Origin of the sequence: Dictyobacter kobayashii (assembly GCF_003967555.1) — a bacterium.
Lineage (GTDB): Bacteria > Chloroflexota > Ktedonobacteria > Ktedonobacterales > Ktedonobacteraceae > Dictyobacter > Dictyobacter kobayashii.
On record NZ_BIFS01000001.1, the window covers coordinates 2,604,841 to 2,622,882 of the forward strand.

Annotated in this window: 24 protein-coding genes; 7 read left to right on the forward strand and 17 right to left on the reverse strand. The window is 48.8% G+C overall.

Annotation, left to right across the window (positions count from 1 at the left end):
- Positions 1 to 12 precede the first annotated feature (12 nt).
- The 12 genes from EL645_RS11395 to EL645_RS11445 form a co-directional block, all read right to left on the reverse strand.
- Positions 13 to 390 (reverse strand): DUF488 domain-containing protein, encoded by a 378-nt coding sequence (locus tag EL645_RS11395; RefSeq protein WP_161977308.1) that lies wholly within the window; start codon positions 388 to 390, stop codon positions 13 to 15.
- A gap of 227 nt (positions 391 to 617) precedes the next feature.
- Positions 618 to 1,034 (reverse strand): hypothetical protein, encoded by a 417-nt coding sequence (locus EL645_RS11400; protein WP_126550137.1) that lies wholly within the window; start codon positions 1,032 to 1,034, stop codon positions 618 to 620.
- Positions 1,031 to 1,651, reverse strand: a complete 621-nt coding sequence (locus EL645_RS11405) for a SprT-like domain-containing protein (RefSeq protein WP_126550138.1) — start codon at positions 1,649 to 1,651, stop codon at positions 1,031 to 1,033. Before EL645_RS11405 ends, EL645_RS11400 begins: the two co-directional genes overlap by 4 nt.
- 253 nt (positions 1,652 to 1,904) lie before the next feature.
- On the reverse strand, positions 1,905 to 2,630 hold the full coding sequence (locus EL645_RS11410; RefSeq protein WP_174845296.1) for a hypothetical protein: 726 nt from the start codon (positions 2,628 to 2,630) through the stop codon (positions 1,905 to 1,907).
- 19 nt (positions 2,631 to 2,649) lie between these two features.
- The gene (locus EL645_RS11415) at positions 2,650 to 2,973 is read right to left on the reverse strand and encodes a hypothetical protein (RefSeq protein WP_126550139.1); all 324 of its coding nucleotides are present in this window, start codon (positions 2,971 to 2,973) and stop codon (positions 2,650 to 2,652) included.
- Positions 2,974 to 3,094: 121 nt separating this feature from the next.
- Positions 3,095 to 3,421, reverse strand: coding sequence for a hypothetical protein (locus EL645_RS11420; protein WP_126550140.1), 327 nt, complete (start codon positions 3,419 to 3,421; stop codon positions 3,095 to 3,097).
- Between the two features lie 177 nt (positions 3,422 to 3,598).
- Positions 3,599 to 3,754, reverse strand: coding sequence for a hypothetical protein (locus EL645_RS39235; protein ID WP_161977309.1), 156 nt, complete (start codon positions 3,752 to 3,754; stop codon positions 3,599 to 3,601).
- Between the two features lie 10 nt (positions 3,755 to 3,764).
- Positions 3,765 to 3,986 (reverse strand): hypothetical protein, encoded by a 222-nt coding sequence (locus EL645_RS11425; protein ID WP_126550141.1) that lies wholly within the window; start codon positions 3,984 to 3,986, stop codon positions 3,765 to 3,767.
- A gap of 10 nt (positions 3,987 to 3,996) precedes the next feature.
- Positions 3,997 to 4,221: a hypothetical protein gene (locus EL645_RS39990; protein ID WP_126550142.1), complete on the reverse strand. Its 225-nt coding sequence runs from the start codon at positions 4,219 to 4,221 to the stop codon at positions 3,997 to 3,999.
- Between the two features lie 21 nt (positions 4,222 to 4,242).
- The gene (locus tag EL645_RS11435; protein ID WP_126550143.1) at positions 4,243 to 4,563 is read right to left on the reverse strand and encodes a hypothetical protein; all 321 of its coding nucleotides are present in this window, start codon (positions 4,561 to 4,563) and stop codon (positions 4,243 to 4,245) included.
- 174 nt (positions 4,564 to 4,737) lie between these two features.
- On the reverse strand, positions 4,738 to 5,043 hold the full coding sequence (locus tag EL645_RS11440; RefSeq protein WP_126550144.1) for a hypothetical protein: 306 nt from the start codon (positions 5,041 to 5,043) through the stop codon (positions 4,738 to 4,740).
- A gap of 74 nt (positions 5,044 to 5,117) precedes the next feature.
- Positions 5,118 to 5,357, reverse strand: a complete 240-nt coding sequence (locus EL645_RS11445) for a hypothetical protein (RefSeq protein ID WP_126550145.1) — start codon at positions 5,355 to 5,357, stop codon at positions 5,118 to 5,120.
- A 720-nt stretch (positions 5,358 to 6,077) separates the two neighbouring features.
- On the opposite strand from EL645_RS11445, the gene EL645_RS11450 reads away from it, so the two are divergent.
- Positions 6,078 to 6,887 carry a hypothetical protein gene (locus EL645_RS11450; protein WP_126550146.1) on the forward strand — a complete coding sequence of 270 codons (810 nt, stop codon included), beginning with the start codon at positions 6,078 to 6,080 and terminating at the stop codon, positions 6,885 to 6,887.
- Between the two features lie 41 nt (positions 6,888 to 6,928).
- On the forward strand, positions 6,929 to 8,170 hold the full coding sequence (locus EL645_RS11455) for an NAD(P)/FAD-dependent oxidoreductase (RefSeq protein ID WP_126550147.1): 1,242 nt from the start codon (positions 6,929 to 6,931) through the stop codon (positions 8,168 to 8,170).
- A 15-nt stretch (positions 8,171 to 8,185) separates the two neighbouring features.
- On the opposite strand, the gene EL645_RS11460 is transcribed toward EL645_RS11455, so the two are convergent.
- On the reverse strand, positions 8,186 to 8,668 hold the full coding sequence (locus tag EL645_RS11460) for a hypothetical protein (protein WP_136625197.1): 483 nt from the start codon (positions 8,666 to 8,668) through the stop codon (positions 8,186 to 8,188).
- Between the two features lie 108 nt (positions 8,669 to 8,776).
- Positions 8,777 to 9,887, reverse strand: a protein-coding gene (locus EL645_RS11465; RefSeq protein WP_371865653.1) for an IS3 family transposase whose coding sequence is annotated in 2 segments (ribosomal slippage) — positions 8,777 to 9,607 and positions 9,609 to 9,887 — 1,110 coding nt in all. Because the reading frame shifts where the segments join, the coding sequence is not laid out codon by codon here.
- 667 nt (positions 9,888 to 10,554) lie between these two features.
- Between EL645_RS11465 and EL645_RS11470 the strand changes: the two genes are divergently transcribed.
- The 4 genes from EL645_RS11470 (at position 10,555) to galU (ending at position 13,925) form a co-directional block, all read left to right on the forward strand.
- Complete coding sequence (locus EL645_RS11470; RefSeq protein ID WP_126550150.1) at positions 10,555 to 10,953, forward strand: Fur family transcriptional regulator; 399 nt, start codon at positions 10,555 to 10,557, stop codon at positions 10,951 to 10,953.
- 94 nt (positions 10,954 to 11,047) lie between these two features.
- The gene (locus tag EL645_RS11475) at positions 11,048 to 11,632 is read left to right on the forward strand and encodes a VIT1/CCC1 transporter family protein (protein ID WP_126550151.1); all 585 of its coding nucleotides are present in this window, start codon (positions 11,048 to 11,050) and stop codon (positions 11,630 to 11,632) included.
- Positions 11,633 to 11,816: 184 nt separating this feature from the next.
- On the forward strand, positions 11,817 to 12,320 hold the full coding sequence (locus tag EL645_RS11480) for a DUF1440 domain-containing protein (RefSeq protein ID WP_126550152.1): 504 nt from the start codon (positions 11,817 to 11,819) through the stop codon (positions 12,318 to 12,320).
- Between the two features lie 735 nt (positions 12,321 to 13,055).
- Positions 13,056 to 13,925: a UTP--glucose-1-phosphate uridylyltransferase GalU gene (gene galU, locus EL645_RS11490; protein ID WP_126550154.1), complete on the forward strand. Its 870-nt coding sequence runs from the start codon at positions 13,056 to 13,058 to the stop codon at positions 13,923 to 13,925.
- 101 nt (positions 13,926 to 14,026) lie between these two features.
- Here galU and EL645_RS11495 read toward each other — a convergent pair whose 3' ends face one another.
- From EL645_RS11495 to EL645_RS11505, 3 genes are read right to left on the reverse strand one after another with little or no spacing between them, the layout of a single operon-like run.
- Complete coding sequence (locus EL645_RS11495; protein WP_126550155.1) at positions 14,027 to 14,680, reverse strand: glycosyl hydrolase family 65 domain-containing protein; 654 nt, start codon at positions 14,678 to 14,680, stop codon at positions 14,027 to 14,029.
- Positions 14,617 to 15,519, reverse strand: coding sequence for an amylo-alpha-1,6-glucosidase (locus EL645_RS11500; protein WP_126550156.1), 903 nt, complete (start codon positions 15,517 to 15,519; stop codon positions 14,617 to 14,619). The genes EL645_RS11495 and EL645_RS11500 overlap by 64 nt, the downstream gene beginning before the upstream one ends.
- 53 nt (positions 15,520 to 15,572) lie before the next feature.
- Entirely contained in the window at positions 15,573 to 16,766 is a 1,194-nt protein-coding gene (locus tag EL645_RS11505; RefSeq protein WP_126550157.1) for a M20 metallopeptidase family protein, read from the reverse strand.
- Positions 16,767 to 16,969: 203 nt separating this feature from the next.
- On the opposite strand from EL645_RS11505, the gene ada reads away from it, so the two are divergent.
- Positions 16,970 to 18,034, forward strand: a complete 1,065-nt coding sequence (gene ada, locus EL645_RS11510) for a bifunctional DNA-binding transcriptional regulator/O6-methylguanine-DNA methyltransferase Ada (RefSeq protein WP_126550158.1) — start codon at positions 16,970 to 16,972, stop codon at positions 18,032 to 18,034.
- The last annotated feature ends 8 nt before the right edge of the window (positions 18,035 to 18,042 follow it).

An 18,042-nucleotide genomic window follows, 5' to 3' on the forward strand; every position in this document is an offset into this window, starting at 1 on the left:
AGACACCTCCCTTCATCGTGACACCAGCGCCAACAGTTGTTCGGCCACCAGTCGTCGATGACACGTCTGTTCATTCACACAGCCACAAAGCAATACCACACTAAACCCCTGATGCAGCCAGGAAACCACTTGTTCCAGGGCAGCATCAGGATCAGCCAACACAATAGGCTTGTGACGCTCACGATAGTTCACATTGCCCAAGCGCGGCTCATGAATGTATCGCTCACCCCAGCGCACAAGGAGCTGCTTTTTACTCCACTGGGTCAGCCAGCGTGAGCGAGCCGCATAGCGCACATCCACCAGCAGCATCATCGGGTCAACCATCAGTTGCTCCAATTGTGCCGCCGCTTCCGGTCGTGCATAGCCCAGGGTATAGATTGATCCAACCATGAATATCATCCTCTCTCTACCTACGTTTCTTCTTTCAGGCGGTGCAGAGTGTACCCGACGAAAAGAGGCTGTCAAGAGACCCTGAAATGGAACCCCTCTTGACAGCCTCTTTTCTTACGGGCAGGCTTCGCGGTGCACCTGAAAGAAGAAAAAGAAGGTGTGGGGACCGTTTGCGTGTTTCGTGGAGAGAACAGCGCGTTTAAACGGTCTGTTTACCGTGAAGCGGGTTACTCAGAAAGGACCGCTAACGTAAAGGCCTCATCGAGGAGAAAGCGAGCCAGCGTGAGCATCTCATTCCCATCAGCTATTCGACGCACCCGTTGTACTGCTGGCTCAGAGACGCGATAGGTACGCACCAACCCGCTCGCTTTATCCTTTGCCATCCAGACACATGCCCTCTGTGCTTCTTGCACCTGTGAATAATAGGAAGACACTTGTACAAATGTGTCCCCAAGGCATGCCACGCTTCCTTGCTCTCCATCTCTATCAAACACCGCACCAAAGACCGCACCACCATACTGACCCGCTGCATCAGGAGTCACCACCGCATAGATGAAGAGCCGCTGCAACACCTCTCCATCAACCCGGTTGACCACCACCGCTATCCGCTGATCCTCAGCAACAACCACAGCAATCCTTCTCATTCATCACCTCCCTCAGGCTGCATCAAGGCAAACCCTCCTTCACAATCCAGGCACATGACATTGAGATCATCACGAGCCGCCCGAATTTTCACTGGCGGCTCACACTGACATTCATACAAGCGCAATCGGCTACCCACTTTTTGCTTGACCTGCACCACAATAGGGGCATGTGGATACTGACCGACCTGATCAACAAAGGTTTGTAACACTTCTCGCAATTGTGGGCCTACCTGCGTTGCTGTTGGAGGACCAACCAGGCCGAGCCGCTTTGCCGGTTGCGAAAACTGCTTTTTATGCCCATACTGACAGCCCACCGCAGCATGAATGATCTCGTGCAACAATGTACCAAGCACCTGAATGCTGTCAGAAATGCGAGGGGAAATGAAGATTTGCGAAACACCATCCGCACACACCTCTTGCGCAAAACATTGCCCAATTACATGTTTTCCCTGACCCAGACCACCACGCGACGGCCACCCACAGGAGACCCGCACCGGCACCGTCGGTTCACCCGCCTCCTCCATCAGAGCCAGCAGAAACTTGGCCGCCTCATACAACCACCACTCACGGAGCTGCTTCACATCCTGATCCACTTGCTCACGCGCTTGTTCAATCATCCTACCTCCTCACATCAGCACGTTTAAACACCAACTTTTCCCGAATAAAAAAAGGTGAAGCACTGCTATTCACAGCACCTCACCCTTCCGCGTCACTTCCACACCAACCGCCAAAAAGCCGCCGCTATATGCTATGGAAAATCAGATGAAACACTACTCATGACACCGCCAGCACACATCCCACAAACACACACGCAAACGCCAATACTTCACTCACCAGAAGGCATCCTTGCTTCATACCATTCACCTCTCGTTATGGGCGACGCTGCCCATTCATCGCCGCTGCTTGTGGAGGCATAGCACGTCCAGGTGTCTGCTTTCCCTGTCCTGGCCGCACACTATTCCAGAACCCGCCTAAAGGATTATTAGGAACCGCCTGCGTTGTTTGTGCATTGGGTGACGGAAACGCAGTTGGCGGCTGTTGCCCGGCGGGTTGTGGCGCTGGACGAGGAGCCGGTGGACGTTGTGGCGCTTGTGCACGTGTCACCGGTGACGGAGCAGGCACCATACCTCGTTCCATCTTCTCACGCGTCATATCCACATCGATACCAGCCAGTGCCAGATTAAACACCGGAATGATTGACAGCACGACGGGAGCCAGAACACTGAACATCTGCAACTGCCACCCTTGAAGCAGTTGTATCCAGTGCATATCAGGATAGCGAGCCGCCGCCTCACCAAAGTTACACACGACTTCGACAAACACATAGAGCAGGCCAATCACCACATACGACCACACCCGCTGCTTGTTGAGCATCCGATGAGCTAACCCACGAGTGACAAAGTAGCCCAGCGCAACAAACCCACCCGTCATCACACCCGTCACAATCGGCTGCAGCACATCCACTCCATTTAACGCACTGAAGAACCAGTAAATGGCATGAGCACTTGCCAACGAGAACCCCAAAGAAACGAGGCGGAACACCGTATGTCCCGCCTCATTAATCGCTCGATCCCACCAGTTCATTTTCCGTTGCATCTAGCCTCCTTTTCCCGCTTTAAGCAATCTGAGTTGCAGCAACCTCACAGACCAGTTTTTGATAGCCCTGTTTGCCGGTAATATCCATCACGATAAGATCCAATACCTCATCTTCCTGTGGCAATTGGATACCAACGGCATAATTGGCCAGTTCCTCCGCTGAGGCACCCTGTTTGCGCATATCGCGTAACTCTTGTAGCCCTGGCCAACCACGAACCACCTTGCAGGTATATTGTGGACGCCCACCAGCAGGTTTGATCACTTCTTTATCCACCACCACCATTTCAATTCCATCAAAGAAATTACCAATTTTTGCCGTTTGTACTTTTCCAGCTAAATTCATAGATCTCCTCCATTGGCATTGAGTCAGAGGCAATGCCACCCACATATTTCAAACAGAAAAAAACACATGAATGAGTTGCTCTCGACAAGGGACCACAACTCATTCATGCCACACCACACGCTTACTGCTGTACAATTTCCTCAAAAGCAAGAATATGATCCTCAGCCAGTTGACGGGTGACCTCACAGAAATGCGCAGCATCCGCAAATCCTTGCTCCTGCGCAAAGTCACGTAACGCTGACGCCGAGTCCTGCATGCTCCAGTAGTCAGGGCAGGCAAACTGCTGTGTCGGTGTCTGTATCCCGCATAACATGCTGCCTGCCAGGACACTCTGGATGGTAGCAACATGCGACAACACCATCACAAACACCTCTTCACTTTGTACCTTGACCCAATCAAGAAACCGAATCATGGCCTCACGATCCGGCATGAGTTGTTCCTGTTCCATCAGTCACCTCTCTTCTTACCAGGCTTGCAAGAAATGAATCATATCGACATACGCACCACTCACAATCACCAATAGAAGCGCCGCCAGCGCCGCCAGCAACCAGAATACTTCCCTCTTCATCGCGCATCTCCTTGTTATTTCATTACCCATCAACGTCACCGTACAACCGCACCACGCCTACGAAAACACCTGCCACCACACGGCCACCTGCCAGAGACAAACGGCCAGACAGATAAAGAGCAAACACACTCCACAGGCCTTGACCACACCACGCATTCGCGCGAACGCCGCCCCTGCAACCAGGGTGAGTACAATAGACCATCCAATCAACATCTGACACCTCCTATTCGTGATATCCCCATCGTTCGGGAAGCCGATCCTTCCCATACACCTGCAACCAGCAATCTCGACAATATCTTGCCCCACGGCACCATTCAAACAGGCCGCAGCCCGGTGTCTCACAGCTTCCCAACGTTGCCACCGCATCAAAGCCCACCGCCGCAGACACCGATAACTGCAATCGAAATGGACGTCGCCAGGAGGAATACTTTCGTTTCTCTCCCATGTCCTCTTCCTCACCGCCCACGAGCTGGCACCGAATAGCAGCGCACCGCGACCCGTTCAGTACAGGCCGTATTCTCATTGGCAGGAACCACCCAGGCATAGTGAATGTAGGGCAAACCATGTTCCCGCATCACCTGCTGAATCGCGTTATCCGCATTCCATACTACCCGCACCTCTTGCACCACATCCGCCTCATCCGAGTCAATCGCCTTCCAGAGATAGACTGTACAGCGCATACCACCATCCTCCTATTCGCGTTACCATTCCAACCGCTGATGTCGTCGCTCAATCTCTGCCAGGATCGCAAAGGCTTGCTCACCTGTCATCGCTCGTTTCGCATACTTGTCGGTCCAGGCCACAAACAATTGTGCCCACAGCGGCAACCACCACCACCGACACATATCCCAGGCCGCAGGGCCGTAGACCTTCCCTTCCACACCACACACCCGACCTACTTGCTGAGAAATCCACTCCGCTAAAGGATCATTGAACCAGATGCCAGGATAGCCAACCACCTCAGACTCACGCTCACAGAGCCAGGAGCAGAACGCCTCTAAACGTAGGTCGACAGTACTCATACGCAGACTCCTTTCCGCCATATGGCATGGCACACAACACCATCACCGCCATTTCAAAGCACCCAGGACACGAGAGCAGCACACCACCACCAGACCACCCTTGCAACATGCTTTCAGCAAAGTCATACCCTTCCACCACATACAACCGGACAACCTTACAACACTATGCACGCGTTAAAACGGATGATCATCCAGGTTCCCAATCTCGTAGACTGACTGACGACCCTGGATCGACTGATAATAATGAGGATACGCCTGAATGAGCACCTGAAGCTCTTCATGAGTGAGCGTAAATTGTTCCGGCGACTTGAGGGTATTCAATCGAAACAATGTCACACTCTCTGGCTCACAGACCACCAGGGTTTGTTCAATAGGAGCGATCCACTTATCGCTGTCAGGATGCCACTGTGCGTCCTGATGTTCCAACGATAATTCTACATACCGTGTTGTACCCTGTTCCATCACAATTCGACCAGACATCAATGCACCTCCATCTCTCAGAAAAAAACACTCCGTTTAAACGGGGACTTTTCCCGACAACGTCCACAAACACACTACCGGTGACGACTGCTACGACGCACCTGATACGACTGCCAGAGCTGATCACGGTGATACGCACACACCCCATGCGAACCAGAACTGGGTTCAATTCCCTGTTCCTGTAAGCACCAGGCACAATCCGTTGTCCACCCATTAGAGGATATCTCTGATACGCCCAGTTCTTCATCCGTTGCGTCCCCATCCTGCCACACAAAGGCAGGCTCTTCTTTCCGTTTCCCACCAAACCACGACATCACAGACCTCCCTGTCAAAACCACACATCCTATTCAATCAATCCGATAACCACCGATCATCCCTGCCACATAAGAACAAATCAGACCCTTCCACCTGCATCAGAGGTACAGAGTACGACCCAACCCAATACCATCACCACCGTCTGTACCAGCCACCATGGAAAAATAAGGCTCCACACAGCCGTTAGCAGCCCATTCCTTGATGGTAAGTCTTAGAAAAGCTCTTCACCGTCTATGTGGTCTCTACGCCCTTCCTTCATCTGCAGCCTTCTCACATCGCCTTCGTCGCCCTACTCAGTCCCTCACTCCAAATCCTCACCACATCCAAGTAGCACTATCCGGTTTTTAAGCCGCTCATTCAGCGCGTTTGTAGAGTATGTGCAGCTTTCCGTTTCCCTTCCCGCAGTGGCCATATAACCCTCGTCATATGACGGTGCAGGACCTGTTTCTTGCTGTTTGTCAAATGTTCTGTTTTCAAGAGCCTTGTTTGACTCGTCTGCGCTACGTTTTTTTTATTTCTCGTCCGGGACTTGTTTACCTCAAGTCCACTAATCTAAGTTTAAGTCTATAAGTCTAATAAATCAAGTCTATAAGTCTTGAATTTCTTGTGTTAAAATAAATCTAAGACTAAGCGTATATTAATCTAGAGATACACAAATCTAAGTCTATGAGATACAATATTAGGAAAACGCTTGCTTGAAGGGCGGAGAGGAGATCATTTTGAATATTGAATACTACACAGCAGAAGAAGCAATGAAAGTGCTTAAGAAAGCTCGTTCAACCTTCTTTAAGGAGGTTGATGATGGGAAAATACCATCAGAGTTAGAGCCAGGCCGACAAAGAGGCAGACGTTATCCTAAAAACGCCATAGATATCCTTGCCAACAGAGGTGAACGCAGAAAAATCAAGGGCAAAGGCCCTCAGCACCTCGTTCTAGCCCCATCAACCATTGCTGATTTATGGACAGAGGTGCTGATAGGACTGGAAATGTATGGGGAAGATGATGTACCTCCATTTGAAACCTTGCTGGAGTGGAGAGATATAAATGATGAGATATTTATGCATCTCAAAGATCAAGGTCAATCTGTAGGATACTCAAGTCTAATGCCTATCGAAGAAAAAGTTTTACAGGCACTTATACATGACAAAATTAGAGAGAATGACATTCCTCTCAGAGCAATTAAACAATGGACTGATCCAGGCATCTCTGTATATGTAGCAACAGTGACAGTAAAACCATCAGGAAACAAGAGAATAGACAGAGATCGAGGTGGATTCCTGATCAAGCAGACAGTAAAATGGGCACTCACTCTCAATCGCCAGTTTGATATCAAGAATTGGTATGGTATTGGAGCCACCAAAGAAGGCCAGAAGCTTTTTGAGAGATTAGGCTTTGAGGAAATTGTCTCATTATATGACGGCGAAAGGAAAGGATATCTTGTGCAGGACATAAAACAGCCTGTAAAATTAATAAATGAAGTACTGGCGGATATGAAAAGGGAAAAATCTGACAAGAAGACTGAACAATGATAATATATCTTTAAGCATTAACAAATGGAGGATGCTCACAAATGACAACATCATATTGGCAAAACACTATTCCAGCTGTTCCACTCTCAACTGACTTACCCTCAACAATAGATGTTGCTGTCATAGGCGGAGGAATAACAGGAGCCTCCATTTGTTACTGGTTAGCACGAGAAGGCATATCAACTGCACTTCTCGAAAAGAATGCACTGGCCTACGGAGCCACAGGCAGAAATGGCGGATTTGTGATCGCAGGCCCATCAGAACTATATCAAAACTCCATTGCCAGCCTAGGGCATGAATCGGCCAAGATGATTTTAGATCTGACATGCAAAAGCCAGCAGCTATTAAAGGAAGTCATCAAAGAAGAAAACATTCAATGTGACTACCAGGAGCCAGGCTCTCTAAGACTGGCCATCACAGAAGAACAGTTGAAGGAACTGAGTGAAGAAGCACATGCACTGACAGCCGATGGAGTTGAAGCGACGATCATAGACCATCACCAGACACAGTCTCTCATCAAGACACCTATCTCCTCTCAAATTATCGGAGCCCAATTTATACCAAATCAAGGAACCGTTCACTCTGCTCGACTCGTTCAAGGATTAGTCACGGCAGCATGTCGCCATGGTGCCCAGGCTTATCAAGCAGAAGTGCTCAAGATAGAAGCAGCGAATGATGTGGTAACTCTTCATACCTCACAAGGAACGTTGCAAGCAAAGAAGGTGTTCGTCGCCACAAACGCCTGGGTCAGTCAGCTGCTCCCTCAATTGAAAGACATCATCATACCCATTCGAGAACAAATGCTTGCATACGCACCAATAGAACCTATCTTTACAGCAGGGATGGCAGCCAATCTTGTTGGGCTCGAATACTGGCAGCAAAGACCCGATGGCACCATTGTCCTCGGCGGATGCGGTTCAGTTGAAGGCGATGCCAGGCTACGAGTCTGGGACATGCAAACCACAGAAAAAGTACAAGACGCCCTACAAACAGTCTTACCTCAACTCTTCCCAGCTCTAACTCACCTCCAAGTCACCCAACGCTGGGCAGGCTTACTCGACTACACCACAGACGGCACCCCTATAGTAGACAAACTGGAAAACATGCCAGGAGTCTATATAGTTGCAGGCTTTTCTGGTCATGGCATGCCTTTCGGAATAAGAATTGGACAATATCTCTCAAAAACTATAAACAATAATCTTATACCTACTGAACTCAAACTTTACAGATGGAGTCGTCCAACACTAAAGGAATGGGAGATCAGGGTTACCACCAGTAACTAATTTTTTACAAAATATTCAAGAGAAATCTAAAAAAAGATGAATAATAGTCATAGGATCTTTAAAGCCATTTTGAAGATGAGTACTTTGATGAGTGAAAAGATGAGAACTAAATGAATTACTTAGCGTAAAAGGTGAAATTTCTGCGGTTATTGCTTTTCTATCATTCATAGCTTTTTTTACAGCATCAACAGCTTTAGATAAAGGAGCAGCGAGTACATAACCAATCATGATTCCATAGTTATGTCCTCGGCCATATCTTCCTTCAGTATAATCTAATAAACCTTCTTCTACATATTTACCAGCTAAAGAAGCCCCCGTTCCAAATAATCTCTTAGCTTCACCATATAGGCAAAGATCTGGATCAGACTCCTCATCTTCCCATATAAATACAAAATCTGGAATACATCTAAGTAGAACATTTGAAGGATCTCTTTGTATATTAGTTTGCAAACGCCATTTGACTATATCACTTCCATTAGATCTCCGGTATGCTTTCATTTCATAATCCAAGTAATATGTATAGCGGTACCGTTTGTCAAGACAAAAAACGGGCCCAAATAAGATAAAACTCAGCAACATGAGAATGAGTATTTTACGTTACGCTTATCAACGTTGCCGATAGATTTGAGCTGGCGTTTGATAGTCAAGTGACTGATGCAAACGCTGGTGATTATAAAATTCAAAGTACGCTTGTATTCCGTTCCTTACGTCCTTAACGTTTTGATACTCCCTGAGATAAATGTCTTCATATTTCAGAGAGCGCCAGAGCCGCTCCACAAAAATGTTGTCTAAGGCTCTTCCTCTCCCATCCCAGCTGATGCGAATATGATCGGCTTGCAATCGCTGCACAAACTCTGTGCTCGTAAATTGGACCCCCTGATCGCTATTGAAAATGGTTGGCGTCGCTTGGTTCAAAGCTCGCTCCAAGGCTTCCAGGCAAAAACTCGTATCTAAGGTGATGGAGAGTTCCCAGGAAAGCACGTAGCGGCTCCACCAATCCAGCACAGCGACCAGGTAGACAAACCCGCGTGCCAGGCGGATATAGGTGATATCCGTGCTCCACACTTGGTTCACAGTGGTGATCTCCACATTGCGCAGCAGGTAGGGAAATCGTTGCTCCACAGCTCCAGGCTGGCTCAGGCGCGGATGAGGATAGATCGTTTCTAAACCCATCGTGCGAAGCAGGCGACGGACCCGTTTGCGTTCGACTCCATAGCCTTGTTGGTTGAGCCAGTTTGTCATTTTTCGTGTGCCATAAAACGGCGTCCGCGTGTATTGCTCATCTAATAAGCGCATCAACATGAGATCTTCCTCACTGACTGCAACGGGTTGATAGTAGTAGCTCGAACGCGCAAGCCCCAGCAGTTCACACTGGCGTCCAATGGAAAGCTGCGGATCGTTAGGATCGATGAGTTGGCGCTTGTGCTCAACGGAGCTGGCCTGATTTTTTTTTCAACCAGTCCAGTTCCACTTTCAACTGACCGATTTGTTGATACAAGGGCGCTGTGAGGTCTTCCTCACTTTTTTCCTGGCCAGGACCGCGTGTCGAGAACACGGCAGGTAATCCGTCAAGCGCTTGTTTTTTCCATTGAGCAATTTGTGTTGGATGAACCCCATACTCAGCCGCTATTTCGTTGGCGGTTTTGTTGCCGCGAATGGCTTCGAGTGCTATTTTTGCTTTCAATTCTGCGCTGTATCGTTTGCGTGGTCCTGCCATAATCTTTCTCCTTTTGCACTCATTCTGATACAGCTATTTTATCTTATTTGCCTGTCCAGGATTCCGGTACCATCATAGATACTGTTGATTAATAATCGAATTCACCCAGGTAAACAATACTATCCAGCAAAATAAAGGCAAGGATTAAGGATAGTTGTAACGCCATAGAAAACAACTCATAGTCCTATAACAGAACTGGCATACCTTAATATCAATACATTACACTAGCACAAGGGATAAGTCAATTATCAAGGTTTCAGCAAAGAATAAATTCATATTTATAGCCTAAGTCCTATAAAGCAAAACATTCAAATTGAAACAGATTCTTACTTACTCTTTTCTAATGCATCCTATTATATAGCTATTAATAACTATAACAATTTGTTGATACACAAGTTCTAATTTCCAATACAAGGTTGATTATTTAAATTGCCTGTAAAAGGAATCTCCCATATTTGATGTCTATCACCAAACTTTAAATAATCTCACTTGAATACTAAATTTGCAGAAATTAATCATTACCAAGTACTCAATTTAATCACGCCCAGTTTTTCAACAGGGCCTCTCTATACCTTGACACTGGATAATCCAGGTGGTATAGTTCCGGTACACAAAGAAGTGAGAATGATTATCATTATTAGGGTGGCCTAATAGAGGAGGCCGATAAATGAGAGAGAAGCTAAACGCTAATGCCCAGGCAGTGTTAGAAATGGTGCGTGCAGCCCATAATCATCCCACGGCTTCCGAAGTATATGAGACTGTTAAGCAGGTACGGCCACAGATTGGGCTGGCAAGTGTATATCGTATTCTTCATAGCCTGGTTGAACAAGAGTATATTAAGGAGCTCAGGCATAGTGACGATACGTGCCGCTATGATGGGCATATCTCCCGGCATGATCATGCGATTTGTACAGAATGTGGAACATTACTGGATGTCCCGATAGATATTCCTCTTACCCAGGAAATATTAGAGCAAGCCGCTATAGCTACTGGTATCGAACTGAGCTCGCATGAACTGCGACTGTATGGGCGTTGTCCAGCGTGTAGTAAGAAGCAGACACATTAGATATGTGTATAGCCAGCGTATGTTTGGTGGGACAGATCCATTCACATAGATGGCAGAGTGAGAAACGCAGTCAGATTAATAAGGAGACTGTTCAATGGTACAAGAGAGAAATAATACTGATCGTCCAGAGCTAGCAATAGAGCAGGCGGAAAAAGTAACTGTTCGGCAGGAAATTGCCGCAATATTTAGTGCTCTCCGCAATAATGATGATACATCGCATGATTTCCTGTTACGGGTCGTACAGCCTGGATTGGCAGGCTTGATGGACGGTTCGGTATCAACCCTGGCCCCTATCTTCGCGACTGCATTCGCAACCCATAATCCTTTCACCGCATTTCTGGTCGGTATGGCTTCAGCTACAGGTGCCGGCATTAGTATGGCCTTTTCAGAGGGTCTTTCGGATGACGGTACATTAACCGGGCGCGGCAGTCCGGTGGTGCGTGGCAGCATTACTGGTATCATGACTTTGCTTGGTGGTGCATTGCATACCCTACCATTCCTGGTAAAAGATATTCATGTCGCGCTACTACTGGCTTATGTGGTGGTAGCTGTTGAACTGGTAGTGATTGCCGCTATTCGCCATCGCTACTTCAAAACCCAATGGCTCAAATCAATAATCCAGGTGGTTGGAAGCGGTATTCTGGTCTTTATTGCCGCGATGATCTTTGGTAATGCTTGAGCGATAAAACATGCTAAATAGTAACTGAATATGATAGCATATGAACGGGGATGTGCTTGCATCCCTGTTTTTTTATTGTTTACTTTATCGTATCGAAACCGCTTGTAGTACGAGCTACGTGTTACATATATAAAGTATGGAGGGAAACGCTCTTCAGGCCTTATACTGATGCAAGGAGCATGATATGATAGACGAACTTAAAATACCAGCACCAAACTTCACTCTTCCTTCCCTCATCGGGGCAGTGGCTGGAGGGATCGCGACCATCCCAATGACCTTTTTTATGCTTGCTGCCCATAAGGCCTTGCCAACCTGGCAGAAAGATGCTTTGCCACCCGAAAAAATTACAGCTGAAATAGCCGCGCGAGCTGATGTCTCAATCGATAAGCCACAGTTGCTGGGCAGCAGCCTGGCAGCCCATCTGGGCTATGGCGCCACGATGGGTTCACTTTATATGACGTTTACCAGAAAATGGGCTTTTCCGCCATTGCTTAAGGGGAGTCTTTTTGGCCTGGGTATCTGGGTAGGTAGCTATATGGGGTGGTTACCAGCGGCAAATTTTGCCGCGGCTGGAACTAATGAGACGCAGCAACGTAATATTCTTATGATTATAGCTCATCTTATCTGGGGCGGAGTTACCGGGTTGTTAGCTGATCAGCTTGAAAACCAGTTGGGTGAAAAAAATTAGTTTTTTTCTACTTTTCGATCATACAAAGATTTGCATACCGTAAAACTCTTTAACCCCAAAAGACGTGCTATAAAAAGGAAGAGTAAATTGATAGGCAAATATTACAAGCATAAAAGGAAAGAGTGCATTTGCTATGAATCTGAACGTGGCGAACAATACCCTTTACCTCAGTATTGAGTTGCCTTACCTCATCATTATTATCGTTATTATTATTGTTCTTTCGTTATTGCGTCGAAGATGAGGGGGTCTGAAAAGAAGATGGAGGTGTGTTGACACGTTCCATCTTCTTTTTTATGTGCTGTAGGGTATTTTCCCCTCTTGCCACCTGCGGCGGCAAGAGGGGAAAGGGAAAGATTTCGGGGGCACAGCCCCCGGGCCCCCAGGCAGAGGGCTCGCCGCCCTCTGCACTCCCGCTGGAGCGATACCAGGCGGCGAGGCCAGGAGCGGCGGTCACTTCCAGGATCTCGGCAGGACATGCCGCGGGGCTGGCGGGGATACAAGGGGTGGCGAGCCCCTTGACTGGGGGTCCGGAGGCTGTGCCCCCGAAACCTTCTCTTTTCCATGCCGCCTGCGGCGGCAACACCGGGCTATGACCGCAGCATCCTCTATTGAATAGAGGATGCTGCTCAGATTGACCTCAGCAATGCAATAAAATACAATACGTTACAGACTAAGGATGCTATGGACAACAGGCATGTCAATCTGATTGCTTGTGCTTATTATAAAGGAGGATCGATGCGTATTCGTAAAGCAGTACTTCCTGTGGCCGGACTGGGCACACGAGTACTTCCAGCTACTAAGGTGATTCCGAAAGAGCTTTTACCAATTGTCGATAAACCAACTGTCCAGTATATTGTGGAAGAGGCGGTTGAGGCGGGTATTGAAGAGATTATTTTTGTGACGAGCCGCAGCAAGCGCGCCATCGAAGATCACTTTGATGCCTTTCCAGAATTAGAACTGGCTCTGGAGCGCAAAGGCAAGAAGAAAGAGTTAGCGGCCGTACAGCGTATTCAGGAGATGGCGAAGTATGTGTCGGTGCGCCAGGCAGAGCCACTGGGGCTGGGCCATGCGATACTGTGTGCCAAAGAATTAGTTGGTGATGAGCCATTTGTGGTTATGCTGGGCGATGAGATTTTCGCACCCGAGACACCTTGCCTGCCACAACTAATTGAGATCCATGAAAAGTATCAGACATCGGTACTTTCGCTCTTCTCGACTCCTCGCGAGCTTATCTCTTCTTATGGCATCGCTTCGGTGCAGGAGAAAGCGCCTTATATCTATCAGGTGCAAGATCTGGTAGAAAAACCCTCCATTGAGGATGCGCCTTCTGACCTGGCGGTTGCCGGTCGCTATGTTATAACACCAGATATATTCCCTATCCTTGAGAAAACCAAACCCGGTCGAGGTGGTGAGATCCAGCTTACAGATGCTCTGCTTGAGCAGGCCCGCGCCGGGCGTTGCTATGGTTTGCACTATACCGGCAAACGCTATGACATGGGCACACCAATTGGACTTTTAACCACTTCGATTGCCTGGGCTTTGCGTAATCCAGATATTGCCCCTGCATTACGTGAATATATGCAACAGGCTTTACAAGAGAAATAATACAGGTCCTAAACCTGAAGCTCCACAGCTTGCGGAGCTCGCCTGCAGTTAGTGGCATGCATGGGAGAGGCAATTGTCTCTCCCATGCATTTATTGTTGGTTTAGCCTAATCGGATGACTATATGTTGCCTACCAGTATTGGAGGCCGATATGCGCCTGGCGGGCACCGCCTGTCCGTTAAGCAGAAAATCCTGAATGGTAGAGCCTGAGCCTTGAATCTCGATATCCAGGATCATCGAGCGATAAGTCAGGTTGGTCAGAATAAGCTGGGTGAGATCCTTGGGGACCGAGGGCTGAAAACTAATTCCCCCGCCATCGAAATGCATTCCCAGCAAGCCCATCAAGATCATGCGCAGATAGCCGGTGGCACTCCATGTCTGGCGCGCACATGATTCCCATTCACCAATCTGCTTATTCCCAGCCTCGTCGACACACCCTTCTTGCAGGCCACCATAGATAGCACCGGTGATAGGATGATAAATTTCCGCGAACTGGTTATCACACCTGGCTTTGCCCGCCAGATTGCGCAACTCATGCTCAAACAGATCAAGCCGACCATGTTCAGCCGCCGCCTGGGCCCAGAAGGCCTGAATATGAGGCCAGACCACGCCACAATGGCGTCCAAAACTCATGCCATCCGCGCTGCTATAGCGCTCAAACGGTGGCCAGATGCAGGGGATGCCATGAGCGGTCACATGCTGCTGCTGTAGGACCGAGCTCGCCTGCTCAGCATCCGCAATGCCAAAAAGGAGCACAAAAGCATGCCCATCCCTTCCTGATGCTCGCTACTACCAAAATCATCCACATAATAGCGATAGCTACCAGTCTCCGCATTCCAGAAGTGTTTCTGGATGGCTGCTTTCAAAGCCTGCGCCTTCTGTTCCCATACTGGATCAATAGGACACTCCAGTTCGCTGGCCATGGAGTTCAGTAAATGATAGGCAGCATAATAGAGACAATTGGTAGAGAGTGCATGCATAGGAATGCCGAAACCTGTAGAAGCAGCCTGGTCGGGATTGGCAGTTACCCAGTCAAGGATACTGCTTGAGCCGTTGGTGCGGGCATAGAAATCTGGATAGGCCGCCACACCATCCCCATAGCAGGCCGGACCACGGAATAGCTTCAGGTCGCCATCAAATTCGGTAGCCTCAAAATAGGCCAATGAATTGCGCACAGCCTCAAAGGCCAGGGATAGAAAGGCTTTATCACCTGTCCACAAGTAGTGATACCAGGCTCCCACGGTCCAGGAAATAGCATCCCAGTATTGCCCATCAATCAGTACCTCTTCGCCTTCGCGCTTGAGCACTGATAGCAGCGTATTATAGGTTACTTGAGGAAAAAGCAAGCCTGCCCCATTCCAGGTATTGATCGCGGTATCACGCGTCCACGGTGTACTGTAATCAAGTCCAGCAATCAAAGTCTGGGAAGGCTGCTCCAACAAGCCATCCTTGAAAGGCACAATATTGCCCACTATATCGCCGATAGCGATCCGAAAGGCTTTATCCAAAACGGGATCACCCGAACGAAAGCCAGTCACGGGCAATTGGACGGCTCGCGACTGGTCTACAGCTTCATCACTAACGAAGAACGTCATGATTTACTCTTATCCACTTTCCAGTGATTGATCATAAATTAGCTTCACACACATTAGAAAAAGTCGAGCGCGGAACGCACCAGGACCTCGACGCCGATAGGCAAAGCATCCTCATCGACATTGAAGCGGGGATGGTGATGTGGGTAGCGAGCATCTTTCTCTTTATTATTGGCGCCCACGATAAAGTAGCAGCCCGGCACCGCATTCAAGAAATAGGCCATATCGTCCGCACCGGTAGTCAGGATCTCTTCGCCAGTATCTACGGCATCTTCGCCAACCGCAGCGATAGCCGCTTGCCGCACCATTTCTGCCATGGCTACATCATTAACGCAGGGAGGACATCCATCATAAATATTGACTGAACAAGAGCCGCCCAACGCGGTGGCGACACCATTAGCCACTTCCTCAATACGGCGTGTCAGATAAGCTCGATGTTCCGCAGTAAAAGCGCGTATGGTACCACCCAGTTCGGCCTTTTCAGGAATAATATTGAAGGCGGTCCCAGCATTGATGGTACCAATCGTAATCACCGCCGGCTTAAAGGGCGAGGTCTCGCGGCTAATCAGAGTCTGTAGTGCGGTGATGACATGGGCAGCAATTACAATGGGATCCACGGCAGTATCAGGCATGCCGCCGTGTCCTCCTCTACCATGAACGGTCAGGGTCATTTTATCGGCACTGGCAAAGATAGTGCCAGCTCGTACTCCGACACGCCCAACTGGATGGTTGCTGATCAAATGTAGTCCTATCACCCCATCCACATCATCCATGACGCCGGCATCCACCATAGGTTTAGCACCACCGACCACCTCTTCAGCGGGCTGAAAAATAAATTTGACGTTCCCCTTCAATTCAGAACGGCGACGGCTCAAAATATCCGCCACGGTCAACCCGATTGAAGTATGACCGTCGTGGCCACAGGCATGCATCTTACCATCAACCTGCGAACGATAATCAACAGTATTCAACTCATCAATCGGCAAGGCATCCATATCAGCTCGAATCGCCAGTGTCCTGGCATTGGGGCCAGCCGCTCCTCCACGCAAGAGACCAACCACGCCAGTCTTAGCAATACCGGTCTGAACCTCAAAGCCCAGGGCGCGCAGGCGCTGCTCCACAATGCCAGCAGTTCGTACCTCTTCGAATGCCAGTTCGGGGTGTTCATGTAGATCACGGCGCATCGCTACCAGATCAGGTACACGCTCATCAATTTCTATTTTTAAGCTATCAGGTTGAGATACTTGCATACGGACCTTATTCCTTCCCAATAAACGCCGACCAGCTGTTTGCTTGCTGCCAACCAGCAACAAACACTCATAACGATGCCAGCGATATAAAAAACAAGAAACAGATAGATTCTGTGGGATTTTTATATTATCATCGTAACATACTAAATGAGATAATTCCTAGCACATATTGAGCGGAAGCCCTCGCTCTATCAGGAGTATACATGAATACAACCTATGAAGAACAACGCTGGCTGGCAGTGATGGAGAGAGATAATCTTTCTGATGGCAGCTTTGTCTATGCGGTACGCTCCACTGGCATTTATTGTAAACCTTCGTGTCCGTCGCGGCGCCCATTGCGCGAGAATGTAACATTTTTTTCGGATGCGCAGGAGGCCGAAAAAGAGGGGTACCGGCCCTGCCGCCGCTGCCAGCCTCAACTTCAAACGGGCGCTAGCACAATTAATGAGGAGGTTATCCAACACATGTGTACTTATATAACAGAACATCTAGAAGAGCGGCTGACCCTGGCTCAATTAAGTGAAGAGGTGCACCTCAGCCCGTTTTACTTACAACGCCTGTTTAAACAGGCCACAGGTATCACTCCCAGGCAATATATTGAGGCGCAACGGCTGAGACAGCTTAAAGATCGCTTACGTGAAGGAGAAAACGTCACGTCAGCACTCTATGATGTTGGCTATGGCTCAAGCAGCCGCCTGTATGAGCGCGTCCCAACCCACATGGGCATGACTCCCAGCACCTACCGCCGCGGCGGCAAGGGGATGGAGATAGCCTACACCATTGTTGATAGCCCCCTGGGGCGCCTCCTGGTGGGAGCCACCACCAAAGGAGTCTGCGCCGTCAGCCTGGGAGATAATGATCAAGAGCTACAGCAAGCGCTGCAGAAAGAATATCCAGCCGCCGAGATCAGCCTGGATAACAGCCAGTTAGAAGAGTGGGTCAATCAAATACTACAATTTTTGCAAGGCGAGCACAGTTGGTCCCAACTCAATCTCCCCCTTGATATCCAGGCCACAGCCTTTCAGTGGCGCGTCTGGGACATACTGCGCAGCATACCGCAGGGAGAGACACGTTCATATGGAGAGGTGGCCCAGAAGCTGGGGGACAAAAAGAAAGCCCGTGCGGTCGCCAATGCCTGTGCCACTAATCCAGTGGCCTTGATCATTCCCTGCCATCGTGTAGTAAAAGGAGACGGAGATGCAGGGGGATACCGCTGGGGCATCGAGCGCAAACGCCGTCTCCTCTCCCAGGAGAAAGCTGATTCATAGAGACATTT

Bases quoted from the DNA above. Each gene is read 5' to 3' on its own strand.
- EL645_RS11500 (WP_126550156.1), bottom strand. From the start codon at position 15,519: ATGACGTTCTTCGTTAGTGATGAAGCTGTAGACCAGTCGCGAGCCGTC.
- EL645_RS11475 (WP_126550151.1), top strand. From the start codon at position 11,048: ATGGTACAAGAGAGAAATAATACTGATCGTCCAGAGCTAGCAATAGAG.
- EL645_RS11480 (WP_126550152.1), top strand. From the start codon at position 11,817: ATGATAGACGAACTTAAAATACCAGCACCAAACTTCACTCTTCCTTCC.
- ada (WP_126550158.1), top strand. From the start codon at position 16,970: ATGAATACAACCTATGAAGAACAACGCTGGCTGGCAGTGATGGAGAGA.
- EL645_RS11410 (WP_174845296.1), bottom strand. From the start codon at position 2,630: ATGCAACGGAAAATGAACTGGTGGGATCGAGCGATTAATGAGGCGGGA.
- EL645_RS39235 (WP_161977309.1), bottom strand. From the start codon at position 3,754: ATGTTGATTGGATGGTCTATTGTACTCACCCTGGTTGCAGGGGCGGCG.
- EL645_RS11435 (WP_126550143.1), bottom strand. From the start codon at position 4,563: ATGAGTACTGTCGACCTACGTTTAGAGGCGTTCTGCTCCTGGCTCTGT.
- EL645_RS11470 (WP_126550150.1), top strand. From the start codon at position 10,555: ATGAGAGAGAAGCTAAACGCTAATGCCCAGGCAGTGTTAGAAATGGTG.
- EL645_RS11415 (WP_126550139.1), bottom strand. From the start codon at position 2,973: ATGAATTTAGCTGGAAAAGTACAAACGGCAAAAATTGGTAATTTCTTT.
- EL645_RS11425 (WP_126550141.1), bottom strand. From the start codon at position 3,986: ATGGGAGAGAAACGAAAGTATTCCTCCTGGCGACGTCCATTTCGATTG.
- EL645_RS11395 (WP_161977308.1), bottom strand. From the start codon at position 390: ATGGTTGGATCAATCTATACCCTGGGCTATGCACGACCGGAAGCGGCG.
- EL645_RS11440 (WP_126550144.1), bottom strand. From the start codon at position 5,043: ATGTCTGGTCGAATTGTGATGGAACAGGGTACAACACGGTATGTAGAA.
- EL645_RS11460 (WP_136625197.1), bottom strand. From the start codon at position 8,668: ATGAAAGCATACCGGAGATCTAATGGAAGTGATATAGTCAAATGGCGT.
- EL645_RS11505 (WP_126550157.1), bottom strand. From the start codon at position 16,766: ATGCAAGTATCTCAACCTGATAGCTTAAAAATAGAAATTGATGAGCGT.
- EL645_RS11405 (WP_126550138.1), bottom strand. From the start codon at position 1,651: ATGATTGAACAAGCGCGTGAGCAAGTGGATCAGGATGTGAAGCAGCTC.
- EL645_RS11445 (WP_126550145.1), bottom strand. From the start codon at position 5,357: ATGTCGTGGTTTGGTGGGAAACGGAAAGAAGAGCCTGCCTTTGTGTGG.
- EL645_RS11420 (WP_126550140.1), bottom strand. From the start codon at position 3,421: ATGGAACAGGAACAACTCATGCCGGATCGTGAGGCCATGATTCGGTTT.
- EL645_RS39990 (WP_126550142.1), bottom strand. From the start codon at position 4,221: ATGCGCTGTACAGTCTATCTCTGGAAGGCGATTGACTCGGATGAGGCG.
- galU (WP_126550154.1), top strand. From the start codon at position 13,056: ATGCGTATTCGTAAAGCAGTACTTCCTGTGGCCGGACTGGGCACACGA.
- EL645_RS11455 (WP_126550147.1), top strand. From the start codon at position 6,929: ATGACAACATCATATTGGCAAAACACTATTCCAGCTGTTCCACTCTCA.
- EL645_RS11400 (WP_126550137.1), bottom strand. From the start codon at position 1,034: ATGAGAAGGATTGCTGTGGTTGTTGCTGAGGATCAGCGGATAGCGGTG.